This window comes from Dyella sp. Tek66A03, from assembly GCF_052567735.1.
In genome coordinates, this window is record NZ_CP199584.1 from 3,417,801 (window position 1) to 3,440,341 (window position 22,541).

The window sequence follows — 22,541 nt, forward strand, 5'->3', positions numbered from 1 at the left end:
TCATCGGTCCAATGTCTTGCGCAGCGTGTGACGCGCCGCAACGATCAGGACCGATGCGTAAAGCGCCAGGATGCCGCACTCACGTAGAACGATGGCGGTATTGTTGCCTGCCAGAAACAGTGTCTTGATCAGATTCATGAAGTGAGTGGCCGGCAAGACCTCACCGATCACGCGGATGACGACAGGCACATTGCGCAAGTCGAACACGAAACCAGAAAGCATCATGGCCGGCATGAAACTGGTGAGTAGCGCGATTTGGCTGGCCTGGAACTGATTACGCGTAACACCCGAGATGAATAGTCCCATCGATAGCGACACGACTAGATAGAGAAACGATGCCAGCACCACCACGATCAGCGAACCCCGAATGGGCACGCCGAATAGCCAACGCCCCGCGATGAGGCACATGGTCATGTCGATGAGACCGACGACGACGTATGGCACGAGCTTGGCGAGCACCAGCTCCAGCGACCTCACCGGCGTCACGAACAATGGCTCTAGCGTGCCACGCTCCCATTCGCGGGCAATCAGCAACGAGGTGAGGAAGGCGCCAGTGAGCGTCATGATCAATACCAGCAAACCTGGCACGAGATACCACGTGCTGATGCCCGCTTCGTTGAACCACATGCGCTGCTGAACGATCACGCCGCCGCCCTCGGCTTTGCCGCCAGCACGATCAGCCATCTTGAGTCCTTGATTGGCTAGCGCCCCCATCACGTAGCCTTCGACCGAGGATGCCGTGGTGGAATTGACGCCGTTGAGCAATAACTGGATCTGCGCGTCACCCGCCGCCAAGCGTCGCGAGAAATTGGACGGGATGCGCACGATGGCGTCGAGATCGCCTGCCAGCATGCGTCGCTGGGCATCCTGCATGTTGGGTGACCACATGGGATCGATGTAAGGCGTGCCCTGGAAGGCTGTGAACACCTCACGGGCGGCAGGCGAGGTGTCATCCATCACCACCGCTACCGGCGAGTGATCGACATCCAGAGAAAGGCCGTAACCAAAAAGAAGAATCAGCGCGATCGGAAGCACCAGGCCCACCGCGAGGTTGCTGCGGTCGCGCAGCATCTGGCGAACCTCCTTGCGAGTCAGCGCAATCATGCATTGCGCAAAGCCAGACCGGCTCATGCGGCTTTCTCCGTGCCGGCTTGTTTCTCATGGGCACGCGCCTGCTCCACGATGGCAATAAACGCAGCGTTCATGTCCGCGTCGTGATCCGTACCCGCCTTTTCGCGCACCTCTTGGGGCGTACCCAGCGCGAGCACGCGCCCGGCATCCTGGATGGCGATGCGATCGCAGTACTCGGCCTCTTCCATGAAGTGCGTGGTAATGACCACCGTCACGCCACCCTGCACCAGGGCTGTGATGGTGCGCCAGAACGAACGACGCGCGAGCGGATCGATGCCGCTGGTGGGCTCGTCGAGGAACAGGATGTCGGGTTGGTGCAGCAACCCTGCCGCCATGGCGAGTCGCTGCTTGTACCCGCCCGGCATGTCGCCGCTGATCGCGTCTGGGTCGAGTTGAAACTGGGTCTGCATGGCCTGCACGCGTGAGCGAAGCGCGTTCCCACGCAGACCATAAGCTCCGCCGAAAAACTGCAGGTTCTCGCTGACGCTCAAATTGCCGTAGAGCGCGAACTTCTGTGACACGTAGCCGATTCGCCCGCGCGCCTGCGCACGGGCCGTGCGCAGATCCAGTCCGGCCACTTCAAGGTGACCGCTGGTGGCCGGCAGCAACCCGCAGAGCATGCGGAACGTGGTCGTCTTGCCCGCGCCGTTGGGGCCAAGCAAGCCAAAAATCTCGCCACGCTGAACCTCGAAGGAGGTGCTGGCAACAGCCCTGAAGTCACCGAACTTGCGCACCAGATCGCGCACGATGATCACCGGCTTCCCGTCGCCCCTTGCCGACGCCTTCTTTTCGACAAGTGAATCGCCCGTGGCGGCTGGCGGCGCGTCCTCGCCGTGATGTTGACGAAGCAGCATCATGAACGCGTCTTCGAGTTCCTCGGGCCGCTCCTTGGGCGACAACCCCTGCAGCAATGGCTGCAGCTTTCCCGCATCGGCGTCGGGCTGGCGAATGAAGCGTACGCTGCCGCCGCTGGGCACGGCGTCGATGATGAGATCGCTGGCGTCGATCAGCTTGGCCTGCAGATCGCGGGCAGGCTCGTCCTTCGGCGGAGCGACGATGTAGGTGAGACCTTTGGCACGCTTGCGCAACGCGTCCGGCGTGCCGTCGGCCAGTAGCTTGCCCTGATGCATGACGAACACTTGCGCGCATCGCTCGGCCTCATCCATGTAAGCGGTGCTGACGATCACGCTCAGGTGCTCATCGACGATCAGCTGCTCGACGATCTCCCACAGATCGCGTCTCGACAACGGGTCCACACCTACGCTGGGTTCGTCCAGCACCAACAGGTCGGGCGAACGAACCAGCGTGCAGGCCAGCCCCAATTTCTGCTTCATGCCGCCGGATAACTGGCCGGCGGGGCGGTTGGTAAAGCGGGCGAGGTCCGTCATGGCGAGCAAACGCTCCAAACGCTGCTTGCGCTGGTCCTGGTTGACGCCGTGCAGGTCGGCGTACAGATCCAGGTTTTCCTGCACGCTGAGATCTTCATAGAGACCGAACCGCTGCGGCATATAGCTGACGCGATCCTGGATCGATTGCGGATCCTTCGTCGCATCGATACCCAGCACCTGCAGTTGTCCTTCGTCTGGCTTGAGGAGGCCGACGACCATGCGCAGCAGGGTCGTCTTGCCTGCGCCATCGGGGCCGACCAAGGCAGTCAACTCACCAGCCTTGACGGTCAGCGCGATGTCATCGACCGCGTGTATCGACTTCTTGTCTGGTCCGGCGAACGACTTGCGCAATCCTTTGGCAACGATGGTGGGCCCGTTATCAGCCATCGTGGCGTTCCGCCGATACATCGATGCGCACGGTGGCGGGCTGCCCCAGCCGGAGCGCGTTGTTGGCGTCCTGCACCAACACACGCACTTCGTATACAAGACTGGTGCGCAGCTCTTCCGTCTGTACGCTTTTCGGCGTGAATTCAGCGGTGGAGGAGATGAATCCGACGGTGCCTTGGACGGGTTGATTGGGGTGGGTGTCCGTCGTGACGCTCGCAGTCATGCCCGGCCTGACGAGGGCCAGCTGGGTCTCGCTGACATAGACCCGCACCCACTTGGGCTGCGTGAGTGCCAGCGTGAATACCGGTCGCTGCGGCGTCGCCATGTCACCGGGCTCCAATAAGCGTGATCGCACAACGGCGTCCGCCGGGGCAATCAACTCACCCAGCTTGATCTCGTGCGTATACACGGCGAGCTGAGCCTGCGATGCCTTCAACTGTGCCTCGGCACCAGCCACCTCCTCCTCGCGTGGCCCCAGTTCCGTCAGGCGCAATGCCTGCTGTTGCTCGTCGGCTTGTGCGCGCGTGACCTGCGCATTGCTGCGTGCGCTGTCGAGATCCTGGGGGCTCACGCCGTGTCCCTGCGTCTGGGCGGCGATGTCCTGAAGTCGGGCGAGGTCTTGCGCCGCCTTGGCGGCGCTGGCTTGCGCGGCCGCCAGGCGACTCTTTGCTTGCGCCAGTTCCTGCGGACGCGAGCCGTGCTGAAGACGCAGCAGGTTTTGCTGCTGCACATCGATCTGTGCCTGCGCCTGAGCCGCCTGCAGCGCGAGCGTGCGCGTATCCAGCAGGCCCAGCACCTGCCCCGCCTTAACCTGGTCGCCTTCCTCTGCCCTCAACTGCAACACCCGACCATTGCCATCAAAGGCGAGCGATATCTGGCGGATATCGACGTTACCGTTCAGGACCACGTGGTCGTTGTCCTGTGCAATACGGTGGTGCCACCACAGCAGCCCAGCGATCACGAGCACCAGAAGGACGGCCACACCGGCAATAAGCGCTTTCTTCATGAGGGGCAACATCCTGGGTTGGTGATGGGTTTTGCCACGCGCCGAATATTAACTTTAAATTGTCTTTAATTTGTATAGGTCGCATCATGCACCCGGCGGGCGAACCGTACGATCAGAGATCCAGACATGAGCAAGGTCCGCGCCATCCGTAGCGACGGCGAAGCCACCCGAAACCGCATCCTTGAAGCTGCAGGTGAACTCTTTGCCACCAGTGGCTATGCCGAGACGACCAGCAAGGCCATCGCCGAGCGGGCTGAGGTCGATCTGGCCTCGATCAACTACCATTTCGCGAGCCGTAATGGCCTCTATCAGGCGGTATTGGCGGAGGCCCATACGCAGCTGGTCAGCCTTGCCGATCTGAAAGCGCTGGCCGACAGTGAGCTGTCAGCCAGCGATAAGTTGATGAAACTCTTCGAGCATCTAGTCCAGCGCTCCCAGGGTGAGCGCAGTTGGAGCATCCGCGTACTGGCCCGGGAGCTGCCAGCCCCTACTTCCCATTTGAAGGTGCTTCTTCAGACGGAAGTGCTGCCCAAGATCCGCGTGATCCGACAGATCCTGGCGGATATCACCGGCATTCCTATCGACGATCCGGCACTGACGCGTTGCCTCATCAGCGTGGCGGCACCGTGCGGCATGCTGCTGGTCGGCAAGCGCGGCGTCCCAGGACCGCTCAACGATGTGCTGCACATGCCTGGTCAGGTGGTCGCGCGTCACCTGCACGTGTTCGCGCTAGCGGGCCTGGAGGCCATTCGCTGCGATTACGCCGATAGAGGAATAAAGACGAAGCCACGTGTCACCCGTAGAAAATGATACCGACGAACCGCACGGATGTAGCTCGCCGCAGGTGGTTGCTTGCAGAGCTAAGTTAGGACGTTGCCGTTCCAGCCATGTCAGCCTTCGGTCGGAGGCGGACCTGCACATCAGATAGCCGAGCGCCGCTTTGCGCGCAAAATCTGAACGCGTTGGCGAAGGCCGAACAGCAGCGCGGCTGCGCTAACCAGCCCAATAATGATCCGCCATGGCCCCAGCTACGACGCGGCGATGCCACCAACATTCCTGAGAAGTGGACTGCCGGCCTTCGCGGTAGAGAGCTGCGCTGCAGAGCTGGACTGCCCCCCCCCGGGGAAGAGAGTCGCAGGCCTCACGGTGAGGCTTGCCCAAAGACCTTGGAATCGACGCCACGCAAGTGTCTTGGGAAGCCTGGTCGATTCAATGCCCAGCCTCGTCGATCCAGCCTTCTATAAAGCTGAGCAAGATCAGCGTTCCAAGCATTTGACCAGCCAGCGGCATCCGCCGCGACAACTCGCTGCGGATGCCGCACTGCAACGGCAGAAACACTCCGCTATGGAGCATTTCAAGCTATCTGCCAGCCACAAATTCGCCGTTTGAAATCAATCGCCGACCTCTGCGAAAACAATCTGGGCGAATTCCGCTGCAGTTTCCTTTCTGAGCCAATCCCTCTGCAGTTCACACGCAAGTTGAATCCAGCTTACCGGCTTTGCGCCGGCCTGGACGATGCGTTCGAGCCCTGCGCGATGAGCCTCTAGTGACGTTCCGCCAACAGCATCAACTACGGGATAGACCTCGAACCCAGCGTGCATCGCATCGAGCGCAGGGAATACGAGGCACACCTCGGTCCAAAGCGCGACCATGATTAACTTCTTACGCTGGGTAGCTTTGACCGCGGCGACGAACTCTTCGTCCTCCCAGGCATTGATCGAAGTCCGGTCGATGATCGTTTGATCAGGCAAGACATCGGTAATTTGATGGATGGTCGGCTTGTTGAGGCCGGTCTCCACGTTGACTGAGGAAAGAACGACAGGCAATCCATACAGCTTTGCGATTCTGGCGACGGCCACCACGTTTGAAACCAGGGAGCGCTTGTTCATCGTGGCGATTGATGCCACTTGAACCGGCTGATAATCGATGATCACGACTGCTGCGTTTTGCGGTGTCAAAAGGTGGTCGGCTTTCGGGTCGCGAATGGTTTTCGGTGACGTCATGGCGTGCTCCCATTTAGGTACGGCTTGGATGACCAAGGGTTGCTGAGTGCGACTCGTTGATTGACCCTGCCTGACGATGCTGGCAAGAGGGCCCTGACCACGATGGAGAGCAAGGCCCGTTACTTCCGCGTCATGCCGCTTTCCCGGACGTCCTTACTTCTGTGCGAGAAACGATCGAATGGCTTCGATCGTGGTAGCGGGCTGTTCTTCCATGAGCCAATGTCCGGAGTTGGGGACTACGACCCAGAAGAAGCATGGATCCTGCGCGTCTTCTCGCTACTGCTCATGCGGTCGGGGCTTGGACACGTCAGTCAGATGGCCACGACCTGCTTCTCTCGAACAAGAACAAGGGGCGATGCAATGCCTACTTCTTGTGCGTGGGCTCGTCGCTTTGACTCTCGTAATGAGTGCCAGAAGGTCCGTAGCCGGCAATATCGACAACAACGGCCGAGTCACCTGTTTGAGCAAAATGTGGCTGCTTGGGCGGTTCGGTGTAAAAGCTGCCTGGCGGCAAGGCCTTCAGTTTCGCTTCGTCGAATTGATCGCCGTAGCCAAAGAGCCAGGTCCCGGAGACAACGGTGGCTACGCGGTCGTCAGGGTGATCGTGAGGCATGATCTTCGTGTGGGCCGGAACCACTAGGCGGATCATGTAGACGCCGGGCTTCGTCGCGTCACCCTTGAGCGCGATGGTCTGGATACCTGTAACACCGGAACTTCCTGTTCCTGCGCCCGAATGCGCCTGCGCTTCGATCTCCGCCGGACTCATGCGCTGTTCCGGTGACTGGACTTGCGCCATGGCTTCAAACGAAACCAACAGCGCAACCATTACGCAGCCTTGAAGGACCTTGATTCGGTTCATGGATTATTTCTCCGCGGGGTTCCGCTGTGGGAGAAGGCCTCGGTCGAGGCCTGTACCTGGATGTACGCGCTTTGCCAAAAGCTACAGCCGTTACCGATTGAGGAATTTGACCAGCTGTGGCATGACCTGATCGGGCGCTTCTTCAAGCAACCAATGACCTGAACCTTTGACGATGACACCATCGACATTGTTTGCCACGAGGTGTCCCTGATCGATGAGAAATTGCCCGCCTGCTTTTTCGCCGCTGAGAATCAGCATGGGCATCGTCAGCTTGGTCTTGGCCAGCGCTTCGAAATCGGTCGCGTCCTGCGGAAAGGCTTTGAAGTACTCAAACCCAGCGCGCATGCCACCAGGTTGCGAATACGCTTTGGTATAGAACTCCCTGTCCGCTTCGGAAAGCGAGTGGTTCTTGTCGGCCGCGAAATCATTCCAGAAGTGTTCGAAATAGATTCGCTCGCGACCATCGACCAGCTTGAGCGGCGTTTCTCCGTAGAAATGGAAATGCCATAGGTCGTGCAGAAGCCACACGTGGGTCCAGTCGCCAACACCGGGAAGAAAGGCGTCCAACAGCACGACGCTATCGGTTTCACTCGGATATTGCGCAGCGTATGCGTAGGCCACCATTAAGCCGATATCGTGGCCAACCACCTGGACATGTTTGTAGCCGAGCGACTGTACGAGTGCATGGATGTCGACGGCCATGTTCTTCTTCTCGTAGCCGCTGTCAGGCTTGCCGGAGTCGCCGGCTCCGCGCAGATCCGGCGCTATGACGGTGTGGTTCTTGGCCAGTAGAGGAATCAATGGGAGCCACATATGGCTTGTTTCGGCATAACCATGAAGCAGGACCACGACCGGGCCTTTGCCGGCCTTCATGTAGTGAATCTTCACGCCGTTGACGGTGGCATCGTGGCTTTCAATGCCCACACTATCCTTCTTCGCGGTCTGTGCGGCAGTTGGGTCAGCGGGATTGGGGGATGCGTAGGCCGGAGTAAGTGAGGTGAACGATAAGGCGAAGAGCACGAACAGATATTTGCCGCTAAGGGTCGAGCCTTTCATGGGGGGGTCTCCTGAAGAAGTCTTGTTGAGCCATTTGCCACTGCCACCGATCGCGCCAGTTACGTAAATCAGGCTTCGCACTCATAACCGACGGTCAGTGCAACCATCACACAGCCTTGAAGGACCTTGATTCGATTCATGAGCTGATCCCCTCTACGTTGGAGACATGACAAGCGTCTCTGGACCCGGGAAATCCTAGGTCGAGGGCCACGAGTGGGCCATCCACAGAAGCGGGAGTGCGGACTTACCCTGTTGGGGGATAGGCGCGCCAGACTGGCGCTATTGAGCGGCGCCCCATCCAAGGACGGTGACCGCCGCACTGCGAAGCGGATCGGAGGACCAAAGGTCTAGATTTCGATGATGCCCCGCCTGACCGCAACGGTGACGGCAAGCGTGCGGTCGCCGACAGCCAACTTTGCGAAGATATTCTTCAAATGCGCCTTCACGGTGTCGTCTGAGATCACAAGCTGCCCGGCGATCTCCTTGTTGGATTTGCCAGCGGCAACCAAACGCAGGACGTTCACCTCCCGGCTGCTGAGGGCGTCGTCGATCGCATGCATGGCAATGGCACTGGCCACTGCGGGCGTCAAATGGCTACGCCCTGCGTGAACAGTACGGATCGTATCGAGTAGTTCCTTGCGCAGCGAACTCTTGGCGAGATAGCCAGCCGCGCCAGCCTTCAACGCATCGAGGGCCTGAACGTCGCCAACGTATGTCGTCAGAACGATGATGCGCGCTTTGGGAAACTCGGCGCGGATCGCCCGGATCGCGTCAAGGCCACTCATGCCAGGCATCTGCAAGTCCATCAGGACAACGTCTGGCCTGAGCTGCCGGTATAGATCGATGGCCTCAGCGCCATTGGTAGCCTCCCCCACCAGCAGCATATCGGCTTGTCGCTCAATGACCACAGCCACACCCTCGCGAAGCAAGGGATGGTCATCAACGGACAGGATGCGAATCGATGGATTGGATTCGTTCAAGGACATGCTCAATCCAGTAAGGCGAAGAAGCGATGAAGTGCTAGTAATGATCGCCGGTCACGCGTGATGGCATAGGCCACCTTGGAGGGAACGACCAGTTCGATCTCCGTGCCGGCGCCCGTCCGGCTCGCCAGCGTGAGCTCCGCCCGGATTTTTTCGGCACGCTCGCGCATGCCAGTCAGCCCGAAGTGGCCTTGCCGGCCTCCGCGCTCAAGAATGTCCGGATCAATACCAATGCCATCGTCGCGGACGCGCATGATGAACTGTTTACGCTGATACACAAAGCCAACCTCAATGCTCTCGGCCCTGGCGTGCCGAAACGCGTTGAAGATGGCTTCACTGCCAATCTTGAAGACCTCCGCCCGAACAAGAGGATGGAGACTGCGCGACGCCCCCTCGACGGCAACGAGAAATTTGACGAGTGGGTCCGGTGTAAGCTTCTTCACCGCCGCGGCAAAGGCGAGTGCCAAGTCGCCGTGGCAGTCAATCGCGCGAAGGTCGCTTACGCGGTCGCGTCCTTCAACCAGGACGTCATCCGCGCGCTCCAACGCCCGCTCCATCAGCTCGTGGGCGGGCTGGCCAGGCGGCATGCTGTCCGCCACGCTCTGAAAATGCAGCATCAAGCCTTGAAAGCCTTGCAGAAGGGTGTCATGCAGTTCGCGCGCGATACGTTCGCGCTCCGCCAGACGCTCCTCCAGACCCACGCGGATGCGGGCGGCGACTTGCTGCAGTCGCATTGAGTACAAGAGCCAGGCGACCCCCATGCCTGCGGCAATGCACAGCAACAGAAACCACTTTGTCTGGGTGAAGGTGGGTGGGATGACGAACGCGAGAGTGGCACCCTCGTTGTTCCATACACCGCTGCCGTTCGCAGCGACGACATTAAACGTGTATTGGCCCGGCGCGAGCTTGGTGTAGAAGGCCTGGCGACGCCCATTGGCATCGATCCAATTCGCGTCCACTCCCTCGAGGCGGTAACGGAAATGCACGCGCTCAGGCGTCGAAAGGCTCAACGCGGTGTAGTCGATCTGCAGGTTTGCGACACCTTCGGGTAAGGATAGCCGCGTCGGAGCGGGGTACTCCCGGCCATTGGCGGTAAGCGATCGGATCAGAACAGCTGGAGGGAGGGTGTTCTTGTATACATGCGTGGGATCGACCCACGCGATGCCGTGACTGGTGATGAACCAGAGACGATGGTCCGGCCCACGGACGGCGGTATTGGAGAACGAGTCCTGCTCGGCGACACCCGGGAGGCCATCGCGGAAGTTCAGGAGTTCGTAGTTCAACGCGGGACCAGCTTCTTCAAGCGCAAGAGCCAGGTCCTTCGTCGCTGTTCGGACGATGCCCATCTGGGTGTTGATCCATGTCTCACCCTGAGGGGTCTCAACGATCCCTGATGCGAGGGTCAAGGATGGAATCACTGACGAACGCAATGTGTGGAACCGGTGTCCATCGAATCGCGCAAGACCGAACTCGCCGCCAAACAGGACACCTCCAGCGGAATCGGGATAAATCACTTCGATCACCCCGATATTGGGACCGTCCCCCGCGGCAAACGATTGCACCTTCTCGCCCGCGATGCGCAGAAGCGCACCGTTGAGGTAATAGAGCCAGATGCCTCCTTGTCGGTCCCTTTGCATGATGAAGGGTGGTCTGTTCGACAGATCTGGACGGACCTGGACGGGAGACCAGGCGTGACCGTCGAAACGGAAAATCCCCTTGTCGGCCACTGATATCCAAAGAACGCCGGACTCATCTTCCGTGGCGGCCCACACTTGCCTTCCCTCGCTTCCGTGAGGCAAAGCAACTTCCAGCATGGCGTTGTTTGCCCAGCGTTGAAGGCCATTGATGTCACCAATCCAGACATCGCCATTGCTGGCGGCGAAGATGACATCGGGAGGCGTCCGCAAGGGCACGACCGCCTCCGGCGGTCCATCAGGCCGAATGCGATACAGCGAACCCGCACCTGCAATGTAGAGCGTGCCGTGATCGGCCGTGGCCGCGCGATATCCATGTTGCGATGTTTGCGATATTGCCGATTCGACCACCACGTTGGCGTGCCGGAATCGGTCGAGGCCAAGGTTCGATCCGACCCAGATGTTGCCTTCCCGATCCTCAAATACAGACGTGGCGATGTCGGAGGAAAGACCGTCCTTGAGCGTGAACGTGTCCATTTCGCCGGGCTGCGGCGGTTCACCGGATGCCCCAGGTTTCTCTCGGAACCGTATGCGGCGGAGCCCGGCTTGTCGGTCAACGCCCCAAAGCGTGCCATCTCGGTCGAATAGGCTGCGAGCGGAGGTTGAGAGACGATTCGTCGTTCGCCCATCGGGCGATGTAAATTCTGGGAGAATTGTCGGGGAGTGCTCGGCATCTGACGCCCAAAGGCGACCATCTGCAGCGCGTGCGAAACTTCTCCGGGATTGGGGATGCTCGCCAATTCGTTCAAAGCGCCCTGAGCCGTGCTGCATGGCATACACGGCATCGATGGTTTCCGCCCAGAGGGTGCCGTCACGTCCGACGGCGACGTCCCAGACTGAAGCGGCGGGCAAGCCCTGGGCGGGCCCGATCTTCAGCCAGTTTTTACCGTCAAATCGCCTCAAGCCATCGAAGGCCGCGACCCAAAGCACGGCATCCTGGTCCTGCGCAAATGCGAGCACCAGATCGCCTGGCGCACCGTCCCGTGGGGAGTAGCTCGATAGCTTCCCATTGTGGAGGAAGGAGACTCCGCCCTTCTGGTAACCGATGACGATGTCACCCGAAGGCGTTGAAGCCAGTGCGGTGATATCCACACCCAATAATTCACCACCGCCAGAGGGCCGCACTTCTTCGAAACGCAAACCATCGAAGCGGTACAGGCCCATGCCCGTGCCGAGCCAAAGATAGCCATCGGGCGTTTGCGCCATGGCCCAAACCGCCGCCGGCAACCCCTCGGTATTCGTCCAGGTGGTGTGATGGAATTGCCTGATGTCCCGGTCTGGTTCAAGCGCGGCTGCGCGACCCCAAATGAAAAGGCAGGTCAGGCAAACGACCATCAGCATCCGTTTCTGCAAGGCCCGCTCCATTGAACGCCGGAACTACGGTCAGACTTGACCGGGGCGTCGGCCCGATAGTTCTGAAGACGGGCTAGCCACGCATCACCCTAAAGAGTGGGGCCAGCATAGCCTGATGTGGTCTGCATTAAAAACGATGCCGTTCTAGTCTGCGAGCGTGAAGTCCCTGTTCTCCATGTTTCCAGCTGGCGCGCCCGGTGCAGCACTGTTGCTGCTTCGACTCTCCGCTGCATCACTTGTCTTTGTGGCGTCGAGCCAATTCGGCACTCTGCCAACATGGACCATCGTGGGGTTCGCCATCCTCGCCGCTGCGCTGGTTCTTGGCTTGTTCTCACGTGTGGCCGCAGGAATGAGCGCTGTTCTAGCCGCGTCGGCTTTTGTGGCATTCGGTGGCGCTTTGGGCTTCGTGATGCTGTTGCATGCGTTCAACGCCATTGCGCTGGCCATTCTCGGGCCCGGGGCATATTCGATCGACGCACGACGTTTTGGGCGGCGCGTGATCAAGCTGGACCACTGATCTGACGGCATCCGACTGGGCGGCTGAGATTCACTCACTCCCAGGCGGTTATGGCCCACAGAGGCTGGAAGCGATGCAAACGCTTCCTCTTAATCGTGGATGCATGCCAAGGAGAGCACCCTTTTCGAAGGCCCCGCCCCTCCATGGCTGCTCGTCATCCAGAACTGAGCTGCCCCTTGAAGCCGCCTTAAGCGGCGGTACCGAAATATCTGTTCTTCGCTAGTCGATAAGGCCAGCCCAGCCGCAAGGCGATTCTGTAAAGGCCATCTTCGAGGCGGAGAGCACTTCCGCGACTGCTAGGGTCGAGTCCGCTTGGCCGCACTCTTTTTGATCTTTGCCATCGGTGCAAAGGAAGCAGACTTAGGCAACGCATCTGAGGCGGCCTGCTTGACGGCTTGCAGCTGCACTACTTGGGCGGCGAATTTCTGCGCAGCGACTTTGGCGTCGAGACCTTGAACGGCGATGCTGTCGTACAGGACACCGAATAGTTTCTTGAGTTGATCCTGATAGGCTTCGTTGATGATTTGTACGTCATCTATCGGTGCGTCGGGCATGGTGGTCTCCTCGACCTCAGCGTAACGACAACGGTGCAGGTGGCGAAATGCCAAGGCTAGGCGCGTCTGCCAGCCCCATGGAGCGTTCTCCGGACCGCCAGAAGAGCTGACGAGCCCCAATGCAGTACACACTTTGCTCGTCAAAGTTCGCCTGTCGTCGGCCGAGCCTTCCAGCTAAGCGCCTGATCTAAAGGCCAATGTACAATCTTTGGTGTTTAGCCGTCAGCAAAGTACCTAGATGACGTGCTTCTGCGGCACAAACTCTGGTAATCCGTCCCGGACAGACTTTGGTGTCATGCCCACTCGGCGCAAGCACCTGGTCCACGCCAGCACTGGATCGGTCTTGGAGCGCCGGCTCGCCAGCTGCACCGGCGGTCGCGGCAGTGCGTTTATACTTAAGCTTTGACCCAGAACAATACCCACCAAACATGTTGCGAAGCGATCAAGTTCTCGTCACTGTCGGCACGGCCTGCACGATGTCGGCAGTGGGCTCCACCGAAACGTACCAGGCCCTGGTGGCCCGGTCCGAGGAATTCCTACCACTGGCGGCGTTTGACGCAGGCCTGGTTGAAATCGACCCAACCGCTGAAAGCGCTGTGCACGGCATGCGCTGGGCCACGGGCGAGCATGCGGGCGAGCGAGCCACGCTGGAAGACCTCAGGCGCCTGCATGGTGATTCCCTGCGCGCAAACCTCGGCATCCGCCACGTGCCGGGCGTGCGAACGCTTGCCCCGCGTGTGGTTACCGACATCGCAGCACCTCTTCCGCACGATCTGGAAACCGTGGGCCTGCGCAGGCTGGCTGGGCTGCGCTTTGACGATATCCGTGGCTCGGGTCTCAAAGATATGCACGGACTCTTCCAGGACGACCCGCTGCTCAGCCCGTCGTTGCAGTCCCAGCTCTTTGCTTATGGCGCTCTCGGTGCTCTGGCAGGACTGCCGCGTCCCCTCTCCGAACTCGTGCCCAACCCGTTCGGCTTCCGCGTCGTCTCGGCTACCGCCTTTGGTGGCATGGAAGCACTTGGCCACTGGCTGCGGCCGGATGCGCCGTTGCCCGAGGGAGGTTTGCCCAAGGACACCTTCGCCGTGCGCCTGTCGCATTCGTTGGGCTCCCACGGCCCGGCGCTGGTGTCGACCATGCTGGCACCGTCGTACAGCATCAGCCGCGTGCTGAAGAATCCGGCGTTGCGCGAATCGCTTAAATCGGACGATGTCGGTTTCATGCGTGTGCCGCAGACGCCCATGACGGTCGTGGGCGCCTGCGCTTCCAGCCTGGTCGCCCTGGCGGATATCGCACCCCAACTGCTGTTTGATTATCCCGGCTTCCAGAAGCCGCAGATCGTGCTGCTCACCGCCGCAGACGCTGCTCTCCAACCGAGCTACGGCATTCTCGAGGCCTTTGGCGGCGGCGCGCTGATGACCGGCGAGAAGCTCGCCGCCAAGAATGCGGCCCATGTCGACGGCATGAATCGGAGCGTGCACGACTCGCTCGCTCCGTTCGACGTGGACGCCGACGGCACCGTAGTCGGTCATGGCGGCTCGGGACTCTTGGTTACCACGCTTGAGTTCGCATTGCGCAATCAGCTGGACATCACGTCGATCATCGTTGGCTGGGGCCAGAGCGCGGAAGCCGGCGGCAAGGCGCATTTTGCCGGCGTCGGTTTCGGAGGCGAGAACGCCCTCGTTCAAGCGCTTGACATGGCCTACCAGGGTCACGGCTACGGCGTGAGCGAATTTCAGTACCTGGCAGCGCACGCCACGGGCACACGCACCAACTCCAAGACCGACCTCGGCACCGCGTTGGCGGGCTTGCGTGGCGCCGCGCAGCGACAGGGGTTTGAGGGCGAACTGCCCAAGGTTTTCGTCGGTACGCCAAAGGCCGTCGGCGATGGTCATACGATGGGCGAAACGGGTCTGAAGGCGCTATCGCAGGCCCTGCAGTTCGTGCTCGGTCGCCAAGCCCCCGGCGTGCCGACGTTACGTCGGCTCGACCCGGACCTGGCCGACGTCGCTGGCCATTTCCTGCTGCAGGCGGAGCCGTCACCTGGCAATGCCAATGGCGGCGCGATCTGCGCCACTCAGGGCTTTGGAGGCTACAACGGCGCAGTGGCGCTGCGATCGGCAACACCCGAGGCCCTGGCGCGCTACGAGTGCGACGCCGATGTACTGGCAGCCTACCTTGACGCCTGGGTGGCCATCCGGGCTGAGCGTGAGAGGCGTGAGCGAGTATTCCGACGTGGTCCGAAACTGGCCCTGGCGATGGCCGAGATGCATCGCTGGATTGGGCTCGATTGATCCAAGCCCTCTTGCGATATTTGCATTAGCTGCCCGATCGACGGAAACGGGATCGGAAAAGACACCGGGGGAAGTTACATGACACTTGGACGCCTCTATCCCCGGTGTCGCGTGTCTTAACTACCCCCGGTTTGCTGTTCGGCCTCGTGTGAGGCCTGCAACGCTCGCAGCAGAAAGGTCAGTGGCTCCAACGCTTCATCAGCGCTGTGTGTGTACTGGGCGCGAACGCAGGCGCCATCCACGGCGAGCGCGATGGCCGATGCTTCCAGCTCGTTGGCTGCCCCGGGTGGCAGCAAGGCGCGGATAGCCTCGGCCATCTCCTGCTTGTGCTCCCGCGAGGTCTGCTCGAAGGTCGGCACGCTGGTGCCCAACTCCACGACCGTGTTGATAAAAGCGCAGCCGCGGAATGTGTCTTGCGTGAACCACTCGCGCAACGCGCCAATCACGGCGTTCACGCCCTCTTCCTTGCGGCGCGCCAGGGCGTCCCTGAACCAGCTCATCCAACGCTCGTGGCGATATTCCAGATAGGTCTGCACAAGGTCGTTCTTGCTGGGAAAGTGCCGATAGAACGTGACCTTGGTGACCCCGGCCTCGGCGATGACACGATCGATACCGGTTGCACGAATGCCGTCCTGATAGAAGAGGTCGTGCGCGGTGCGCACGATGCGCTCACGCGCGGGCAGCGATTCGGCTGAAGTGCGGGTTGAGGACTTGGCCATGCGGGCATTGTAGACAGAATTGTCTACATACGCCAGGACGCGACCTGCAACAACCCTGCTAGCGCTGCCCAGGACCAAGCAAGCCATCCAAGCCTTGGCCACATTCCAGCGGTCGCCAGACCGTTTTCTTGCACCCGTCGCGTCCCGCCTGTCGCGCCCGGCCAGGCGCGCTCAAGCCAGTACAAAAATAAATGTAGACAAGTCTGTCTACATGGATTACCTTGGCCATGTAGACAGACCTGTCTACGTGCCGCCACCGTTGCCGGGACGGCAGCAGGACTCGACAAGTCAGTCACCAAACCTCGATCACCACTTAGGGCAGAGCCGCGCTTACCCCGCGTGCCACCCCTCACCGGAGCCTATGACCATGAAACGCCATGCCTTTCTAGCCGCCACCCTCCTAATGGGAGCTTCCGTCATGAATCACGCCGCCTACGCCGCTACCGATGTCGCTACCGACTCGAACCTGGATCCGCAGATTCGCTCATTCCTGGTCCAGATCAACAAGGACGCCAGCCCATTCTGGACGCTTCCCCAGCCCAAGCCCCAGGAGATCCTCACTGGCTTGCAGGCGCAGACCCCAGTCGACATGTCGGGGGTGACCACGACCGTGCAGACCATCACCCAGGATGGCCGGTCGGTGAAGGTCTACATCATGAAGCCCGATCACGTACAGGGTAAGCCAGGCGTGCTGCTGTTCATCCACGGCGGCGTGTGGATCGTCGGCAATTTCCAGAACCACCAGCGCCTGCTGCGCGACTTGGTGGTGGGCTCTGGCCAGGTCGGCGTGTTCGTCGAATACACCCCGCTGCCGCAAGCCAAGTTCCCCACCCAGCTGGAAGAGAGCTACGCCGCGCTGAAGTGGGTTTCACAGCACGCCGGCGACTTCGGCGCTGACGGCAGCCGCATCGCGGTGGCCGGCAATTCGGTCGGCGGCGATATGACTGCCGCGCTCACCCTGATGGCCAAGGATCGCAATGGCCCCAAGATCAGCTACCAGGTCCTGCTGATCCCGGCCACCGACGCCAGTGTGGACACGGCGTCGTACCACGCATACGGCGATGGCCGCTTCCTTTCCCGCGACTTCATGAAGTACGGCTGGGACCTGTACGCGCCAGACGCCAAGACGCGTGACAACCCCTACGTGTCGCCGCTGCGTGCCAGCACGGCCGAGCTCAAGGACCTGCCGCCGGCGCTGGTGATCACCGCGGAGAACGATCCGCTGCGCGACGAGGGCGAAGCCTATGCGCGCAAGCTCAAGGCCGCTGGTGTAGAGGTGAACGCGGTGCGCTACAACGGCACCATCCACGACTTCGTGTTGCTAAACGCCTTGCGCCATGTGCCCTCCACGGAAGCGGCCTTGCAACAAGCCAGCGAAGGCATACGCGAGCACCTGTCGCACTGATGCGTCGTTGTGCGCCAAGCGATTCATACCTTTCCGAAGCCCGCAGTCCGACGTGCCAACTCACCCAAGGTGAGTCGGCACGTCCATCCAAATCCCATGTCGAGGTGCTCCTATGGAAACCCGTCCCCCCGTACCACCGTTCACCGTTGAAACCGCTATTCAGAAAATCCGCATGGGCGAGGATGCATGGAACAGCCGTGACCCCGCGCGAATCGCTTTGGTCTACGCGCCTGACACGCACTGGCGCAATCGCGCGGAATTCGTCGATGGCCGTGACAGCGTCCAAGTCTTCCTGCAGCGCAAATGGGACCATGAGCTGGACTACCGCTTGATCAAGGAACTCTGGGCATACGCCGGCAACCGCATCGCCGTGCGCTTCGTCTACGAGTGGCACAACGACTCCGGCCAATGGTTCCGCAGCCATGGCAATGAAAACTGGGAGTTCAACGAACAAGGGCTCATGACCTATCGCCACGCGAGCATCAACGACCAGCCCATTGCCGAAAGCGAGCGCAAGTTCCACTGGCCGCTTGGGCGTCGCCCCGATGACCACCCCGGCTTGAGCGATCTCGGGCTCTGAACGACCAGCCTAGCCGCCGCGTCTTGATCATCGGTAAGAAGCGCGGCGCTTTCAAGCATTCCACTGTCATCGTGGCCAGTCTAATTATTGACTACTTGTTCCATAACTGGCAGGATGCATCCATGGCTCGACCACGCAACTTCAACGAGGACCAGGTTCTCGACATCGCCATTGGGGTCTTTCGCGAGAAAGGTTACGAAGGCACGTCGACTGAGGATCTCGTTTCCGCCATGGGCATTGGGCGCCAGAGCCTCTACGGCGCGTTCGGCGACAAGCGGTCGCTCTATCTCGCGGCGTTGCGACGCTACAACACGCAGAGCGTGACGGAGCTGCTTGACGTCGGTCGTGGTGCCTCGTCGCCGATGAAGGCCATCGAAGCCATACTGGTCCATTTCGTGCGCCACCATGGCCGCCCCGAAGCGTCGGCTTGCATGGGTGTCAACGCCATTTGCGAGTTCGGCACGTCCGACGAGGACGTACTTAGCATCACCCGCCAAAGCGGCAAATTGCTCGAACAATCGCTGGCGCGATGGATCAACGAAGCTCGGGACAAGGGCGAAATCGACAAGACGATCGAGCCCAAGGCCGCGGCCCAGTTCGTGGCCGCCGCGCTGACCGCCTTGAAGGTCACTGCACGTGGAGGGGCCGCACCCGCCACGTCCCGCAACATCGTTGCCTACACGCTGAGGAGCCTGTCCAACTGACGGACCAGGCATTTTTATTTGCTCAATTATTGACTGAATAGTCAACTAAGGATCACGACATGAACCGTTTTCAAGACAAGATCGTTGTCGTCACGGGTGGCAGCTCCGGCATAGGCCTCGCCGCGGCCAAGCAGTTCGTCGCCGAAGGTGCACACGTCTACATCACCGGACGGCGGCAGCGCGAACTGGAGCTCGCCGCACAGGAGATCGGCCACAACGTCACGGCCGTGCAGGCAGACGTCTCGGTGACCGCTGACCTCAAACGTCTCTACGACACCGTGAAGACCGGGCATGGCCACATCGACGCAGTGTTCGCCAACGCGGGCTTCGTTGAGAGAGGCGCCCTGGGCGAACTTTCGGAGGAGCAGTACCACCGCCAGTTCGATACCAACGTCAAGGGTGTGGTGTTTACCGTCCAACTCGCCCTTCCGCTCATGGCACCGGGTGGAACCATCGTGCTGTGCGGCTCCATCAGCGGATCGAAAGGCTTCGCTGACAGCAGCCTCTATGGCGCATCGAAAGCCGCACTGCGCTCGCTTGCCCGTTCGTGGACAGAAGATCTCAAGCAGAGGGGTATCCGCGTCAACGTGGTGAGCCCAGGACCCACACACACGAACGTGCTCGAAGCGAGCGGATATACGTCCGCTCAGATCAGCCATGCACACGATCAGCTCGCACGCATCATTCCGCTGGGCCGCATGGCCGATTCCGCGGAAGTTGCCCGCAGCGTCCTGTTCCTTGCCTCCAATGACAGTAGCTTCGTGGCGGGCGCCGAGCTGTTTGTGGACGGCGGTCTCGCGCAGGTGTGACGGTGCTGACGCGTGCGGCGTTGGCCTCCAGCGCGCGAGCCCAGCCAACTCGAAGGACATGTCCGCCTGGGGCGATAGTGGACGCCCCGAGCTTCTCACTGACACACTCATTGGTTTCCTAACCTGCACACATTTTGATGTCATGCCCACAGTGTGGGCACGACATCCATGTAAGTACCGGTTGTGCAAGCATCGGCATCACAGGCGACGCAAACGTTGAAAGTCAGTGTTGCCTCATATCGGCGAAACAAACGTCCGATTGGGAAACGCCTCCTCAAGCACATCGAGGAACGCCCGCACCTTGGCCCCCACCAAGTGACGCGAATTTCGGAGCGCCCAGATTTCCACGGGCGGGCTGATATCCGTCCCCCAATGCGCCAGACGACCGCTCTTGATGTCCTCTTCGACCAGCAGTTTGGGCAGCAGCGCTGCTCCCGCGCCGGCCAAGACCGCATCGCGCACCATCTGAAGCGAGGATAGGCGCAAGGACGATACCGGCTTCAATGCAACGTTCGCCCCATGGTTGTCGCGAAATCGCCAGACAACATCGGGCGCGGCCCGGTTGAACAAGACAGCGCTCACCTCGGACACCAGCGTCTCGTCGGTCGAAGTGGAAGGCATGACAAGGTCCGGGTGCGCAACCACCAAGCGCTGATCATCCAGGATGCGCCGACCAACGAGTCGTTCGTCGCGAGAAGGATCGACGCGGATGACTAGATCGAAGCCATCTTCGACCGGATCGACGTACCGGTCGTCGGCCACGACTTCGAGCTGCACTTCAGGATACGCCAGGGCGAAGCGCGCGCTCACCCGACCGAGCGCGACATGCGCCAACACCAGCGGTGCGCTCACCCGCAGCCGGCCCCGTGGAATCGATGCCCCAAGCGTCACGGCTTCCTCCGCTTCGACGATTTCCGAAAGCGGCCCTTGCGTGCGCTCGTGCAGCACGCGCCCCTCGTCCGTCAGGCGCAAGCTCTGGGTGCCACGTTCGATCAATCGAACCCCCAGGGTTTGCTCGAGTTCCGCCACGCGTCGCGACAGCGTGGCTTTGGATCTGCCCGAAATCCGGCTGGCTCGGCCAAAGCCACCATGGGTAGCCACCAGGGCGAAATCGGTGAGCGCTTGCAGATCCATAAGGATGTTCCAAATATGAGACGGCCTGCCCAATTATTGGCATCTTCTCGCCATAATTGAAACCACTTAGCGTGTGCCTACCCCAACTGTCCATGTCACACGACGAGGAGATTCAAATGTCCATTTTGGTAACCGGTAGTACCGGCACGATCGGCTCCCAGGTGCTGAACCACCTGAGTGGATCGGAAGCCGAGATCCGTGCGCTCACCCGTGCACCTGGCAGGGCTCAGTTCCCCCACGGCGTCGTCCCCGTGGCCGGCGATCTCGCCGACGTCGATTCGTTGCACGCGGCACTGGAAGGAGTCAGCACGCTTTTCCTGCTGATACCGAACGTGGCCGACGAGCTGACCCAAGCGATGCAGGCACTGACCGTCGCTCGCGAGGCCGGCGTCAAGGGCATCGTCTATCTCTCCGTGTTCAAAGGCGAGGCTTACGTCGACGTTCCCCACTTCGCGGGAAAATACACGGCAGAACGGATGATCGATGCGCTCGACCTGCCCGCGACTGTGCTCCGTCCCGCCTATTTCATTCAGAACGACCTTCGCCAGAAAGATCCGCTACTGAATGCAGAGGTCTATGGCGTGCCGATTGGCGACACGGGCATTTCGATGGTGGACATTCGGGACATTGGCGAGGCCGCCGCCCTGGAGTTGCTGCGCCGGGAGCGTGCACCCGCGCCCTTGCCACGAGCAACCTATGCCTTGGTCGGCCCCGATCCACTGACCGGCGGCGACATGGCCCGGATCTGGAGCGAGGCGTTGGGACGCCAGATCCGTTACGGCGGCAACGATCTTGTTTCGCTGGAGAAGCGTATGAAGACCATGATGCCCGCATGGCATGCGCGCGACCTTCGCATGATGTTCGGCCGCTATCAATCAGACGGCGCCATTGCCGCGTCGGACGACGTCGAACGCATGACACGCCTGCTTGGTCGTCCGCCGCGCTCCTATCGCGACTTCGCGAACGAAGCGGCGTCGCAATGGCAAGGCCGCTGAATTCGTCGGATATTCAACGCTCATGGCAGGAAGCGGAAGCGCGGTGTATCAAACGGAAAACACCGCGCTGCACGCATCGGTACCACCGACGGAAAGCGAATCCATGGCTTAGCGACCCGCACTCTGACCGCTGTCGACGTGCAGGACTTCTCCCGTGATGAACGCTGCCGTATCAAGAAACAGGATAGCGTTGGCGATATCGCTCATCTCGCCTATACGCCCGAGCGGATGGAGCGCGCCCAAGGCCTGGTGCGTTTCGGGCGCGTGCATAGGCGTCGCTACTCAAAATCGGGGGGACGTCACTTGTCTCCCAGCTTGGCCCAGTGCAACCTAACTATCCATCCAAGCGCTTTCGCGCACGGCGCGCCGCTCAAGACGGGCGTCGGATGCCGCCAAGCCTTGGTGTTGCAAGCATGCGAACTCGAACGGAGGCCGATGATGGAAGCGCAGCAGATTCGGATAGCCATTGATCGACATTGGGCTGCATCCGCTGCCGGCGACCTGGTTGCCGAGCATGACATCTATCACGACGATGCCGTGTGCGAGTACCCACAGTCAGGCGAGGTCATCCACGGCCGGCGTAACCTGCAAGCGCTGCGTAGCCATCACCCAGGCCGACCGTCGGGGTTTGTGGTCCGGCGTATCGTCGGCGAGGTCGATCTCTGGGTCACCGAGTATGTGATTACCTACGAAGGCAAGCGCGCCTACACCGTGAGCATCATGGAATTCCGCGATGGAAAGGTGTCGCACGAGACTCAATACTTCGCCGATCCTTTCGACGCCCCTGCTTGGCGTGCCCAGTGGGTGGAGCGGCAGGCGTGAGCAACGGCATCTAACCACGACAGGCAGCCGATACCGAATACGGTGCGGCGGGTGCCGCGCCTTTGGCCTCCACGACCAAGGCTAAGCATGGCGACGGCCGTCTATTCCTGGCAGCGGTGCCATTCATTCCGGGCTTCATAGGCGCCTT

General features: G+C 60.8%; 21 protein-coding genes. 9 read left to right on the forward strand and 12 right to left on the reverse strand.

All coding sequences use genetic code 11. From position 1 onward, the window contains the following. The 3 genes from ACT01B_RS15155 to ACT01B_RS15165 are packed head-to-tail and all read right to left on the reverse strand — an operon-like array spanning window position 1 to window position 3,912. The gene (locus tag ACT01B_RS15155) at window positions 1-1,131 is read right to left on the reverse strand and encodes an ABC transporter permease (protein WP_445144064.1); all 1,131 of its coding nucleotides are present in this window, start codon (window positions 1,129-1,131) and stop codon (window positions 1-3) included. Continuing rightward, a complete protein-coding gene (locus ACT01B_RS15160; protein ID WP_445144065.1) occupies window positions 1,128-2,906 on the reverse strand; it encodes an ATP-binding cassette domain-containing protein in 1,779 nt (592 codons plus the stop codon). The genes ACT01B_RS15155 and ACT01B_RS15160 overlap by 4 nt, the downstream gene beginning before the upstream one ends. Then, window positions 2,899-3,912: an HlyD family efflux transporter periplasmic adaptor subunit gene (locus ACT01B_RS15165; RefSeq protein ID WP_445144066.1), complete on the reverse strand. Its 1,014-nt coding sequence runs from the start codon at window positions 3,910-3,912 to the stop codon at window positions 2,899-2,901. Before ACT01B_RS15165 ends, ACT01B_RS15160 begins: the two co-directional genes overlap by 8 nt. A gap of 126 nt (window positions 3,913-4,038) precedes the next feature. Here ACT01B_RS15165 and ACT01B_RS15170 point away from each other — a divergent pair, with 126 nt between their 5' ends. After that, complete coding sequence (locus ACT01B_RS15170; RefSeq protein WP_445144067.1) at window positions 4,039-4,722, forward strand: TetR/AcrR family transcriptional regulator; 684 nt, start codon at window positions 4,039-4,041, stop codon at window positions 4,720-4,722. A gap of 581 nt (window positions 4,723-5,303) precedes the next feature. Here ACT01B_RS15170 and ACT01B_RS15175 read toward each other — a convergent pair. The 5 genes from ACT01B_RS15175 to ACT01B_RS15195 form a co-directional block, all read right to left on the reverse strand. Next, window positions 5,304-5,915: a hydrolase gene (locus ACT01B_RS15175; RefSeq protein WP_445144068.1), complete on the reverse strand. Its 612-nt coding sequence runs from the start codon at window positions 5,913-5,915 to the stop codon at window positions 5,304-5,306. 364 nt (window positions 5,916-6,279) lie between these two features. Then, window positions 6,280-6,774 (reverse strand): cupin domain-containing protein, encoded by a 495-nt coding sequence (locus ACT01B_RS15180; RefSeq protein WP_445144069.1) that lies wholly within the window; start codon window positions 6,772-6,774, stop codon window positions 6,280-6,282. 90 nt (window positions 6,775-6,864) lie between these two features. After that, window positions 6,865-7,830 carry an alpha/beta fold hydrolase gene (locus ACT01B_RS15185; RefSeq protein ID WP_445144070.1) on the reverse strand — a complete coding sequence of 322 codons (966 nt, stop codon included), beginning with the start codon at window positions 7,828-7,830 and terminating at the stop codon, window positions 6,865-6,867. A gap of 347 nt (window positions 7,831-8,177) precedes the next feature. Continuing rightward, window positions 8,178-8,816: a response regulator gene (locus tag ACT01B_RS15190; protein ID WP_445144071.1), complete on the reverse strand. Its 639-nt coding sequence runs from the start codon at window positions 8,814-8,816 to the stop codon at window positions 8,178-8,180. Window positions 8,817-8,818: 2 nt separating this feature from the next. Continuing rightward, window positions 8,819-11,860: a two-component regulator propeller domain-containing protein gene (locus ACT01B_RS15195; protein ID WP_445144072.1), complete on the reverse strand. Its 3,042-nt coding sequence runs from the start codon at window positions 11,858-11,860 to the stop codon at window positions 8,819-8,821. Window positions 11,861-12,017: 157 nt separating this feature from the next. Here ACT01B_RS15195 and ACT01B_RS15200 point away from each other — a divergent pair, with 157 nt between their 5' ends. Further along, the gene (locus ACT01B_RS15200; protein WP_445144073.1) at window positions 12,018-12,377 is read left to right on the forward strand and encodes a hypothetical protein; all 360 of its coding nucleotides are present in this window, start codon (window positions 12,018-12,020) and stop codon (window positions 12,375-12,377) included. A 296-nt stretch (window positions 12,378-12,673) separates the two neighbouring features. Here ACT01B_RS15200 and ACT01B_RS15205 read toward each other — a convergent pair whose 3' ends face one another. Next, window positions 12,674-12,931, reverse strand: a complete 258-nt coding sequence (locus ACT01B_RS15205; protein WP_445144074.1) for a hypothetical protein — start codon at window positions 12,929-12,931, stop codon at window positions 12,674-12,676. Window positions 12,932-13,416: 485 nt separating this feature from the next. On the opposite strand from ACT01B_RS15205, the gene ACT01B_RS15210 reads away from it, so the two are divergent. Next, entirely contained in the window at window positions 13,417-15,225 is a 1,809-nt protein-coding gene (locus tag ACT01B_RS15210; protein ID WP_445144075.1) for a hypothetical protein, read from the forward strand. A gap of 116 nt (window positions 15,226-15,341) precedes the next feature. Here the strand turns inward: ACT01B_RS15210 and ACT01B_RS15215 are convergent, their stop codons facing one another. Further along, window positions 15,342-15,944, reverse strand: coding sequence for a TetR/AcrR family transcriptional regulator (locus ACT01B_RS15215; RefSeq protein ID WP_445144076.1), 603 nt, complete (start codon window positions 15,942-15,944; stop codon window positions 15,342-15,344). Window positions 15,945-16,362: 418 nt separating this feature from the next. Here ACT01B_RS15215 and ACT01B_RS15220 point away from each other — a divergent pair, with 418 nt between their 5' ends. From ACT01B_RS15220 to ACT01B_RS15235, 4 genes are all read left to right on the forward strand, one after another. Next, a complete protein-coding gene (locus tag ACT01B_RS15220) occupies window positions 16,363-17,349 on the forward strand; it encodes an alpha/beta hydrolase (RefSeq protein ID WP_445144077.1) in 987 nt (328 codons plus the stop codon). 112 nt (window positions 17,350-17,461) lie between these two features. Then, a complete protein-coding gene (locus ACT01B_RS15225; RefSeq protein WP_445144078.1) occupies window positions 17,462-17,929 on the forward strand; it encodes a nuclear transport factor 2 family protein in 468 nt (155 codons plus the stop codon). A 122-nt stretch (window positions 17,930-18,051) separates the two neighbouring features. Then, window positions 18,052-18,633, forward strand: a complete 582-nt coding sequence (locus ACT01B_RS15230) for a TetR/AcrR family transcriptional regulator (protein WP_445144079.1) — start codon at window positions 18,052-18,054, stop codon at window positions 18,631-18,633. Between the two features lie 59 nt (window positions 18,634-18,692). Beyond that, entirely contained in the window at window positions 18,693-19,442 is a 750-nt protein-coding gene (locus ACT01B_RS15235) for an SDR family oxidoreductase (RefSeq protein WP_445144080.1), read from the forward strand. A 234-nt stretch (window positions 19,443-19,676) separates the two neighbouring features. Here ACT01B_RS15235 and ACT01B_RS15240 read toward each other — a convergent pair whose 3' ends face one another. After that, window positions 19,677-20,576 (reverse strand): LysR family transcriptional regulator, encoded by a 900-nt coding sequence (locus tag ACT01B_RS15240; protein WP_445144081.1) that lies wholly within the window; start codon window positions 20,574-20,576, stop codon window positions 19,677-19,679. Between the two features lie 116 nt (window positions 20,577-20,692). On the opposite strand from ACT01B_RS15240, the gene ACT01B_RS15245 reads away from it, so the two are divergent. Continuing rightward, window positions 20,693-21,571 (forward strand): NmrA/HSCARG family protein, encoded by an 879-nt coding sequence (locus tag ACT01B_RS15245; protein WP_445144082.1) that lies wholly within the window; start codon window positions 20,693-20,695, stop codon window positions 21,569-21,571. 108 nt (window positions 21,572-21,679) lie between these two features. Here ACT01B_RS15245 and ACT01B_RS15250 read toward each other — a convergent pair whose 3' ends face one another. After that, the gene (locus ACT01B_RS15250) at window positions 21,680-21,841 is read right to left on the reverse strand and encodes an SDR family oxidoreductase (protein ID WP_445144083.1); all 162 of its coding nucleotides are present in this window, start codon (window positions 21,839-21,841) and stop codon (window positions 21,680-21,682) included. Between the two features lie 168 nt (window positions 21,842-22,009). On the opposite strand from ACT01B_RS15250, the gene ACT01B_RS15255 reads away from it, so the two are divergent. After that, window positions 22,010-22,393, forward strand: a complete 384-nt coding sequence (locus ACT01B_RS15255) for a nuclear transport factor 2 family protein (RefSeq protein ID WP_445147500.1) — start codon at window positions 22,010-22,012, stop codon at window positions 22,391-22,393. The last annotated feature ends 148 nt before the right edge of the window (window positions 22,394-22,541 follow it).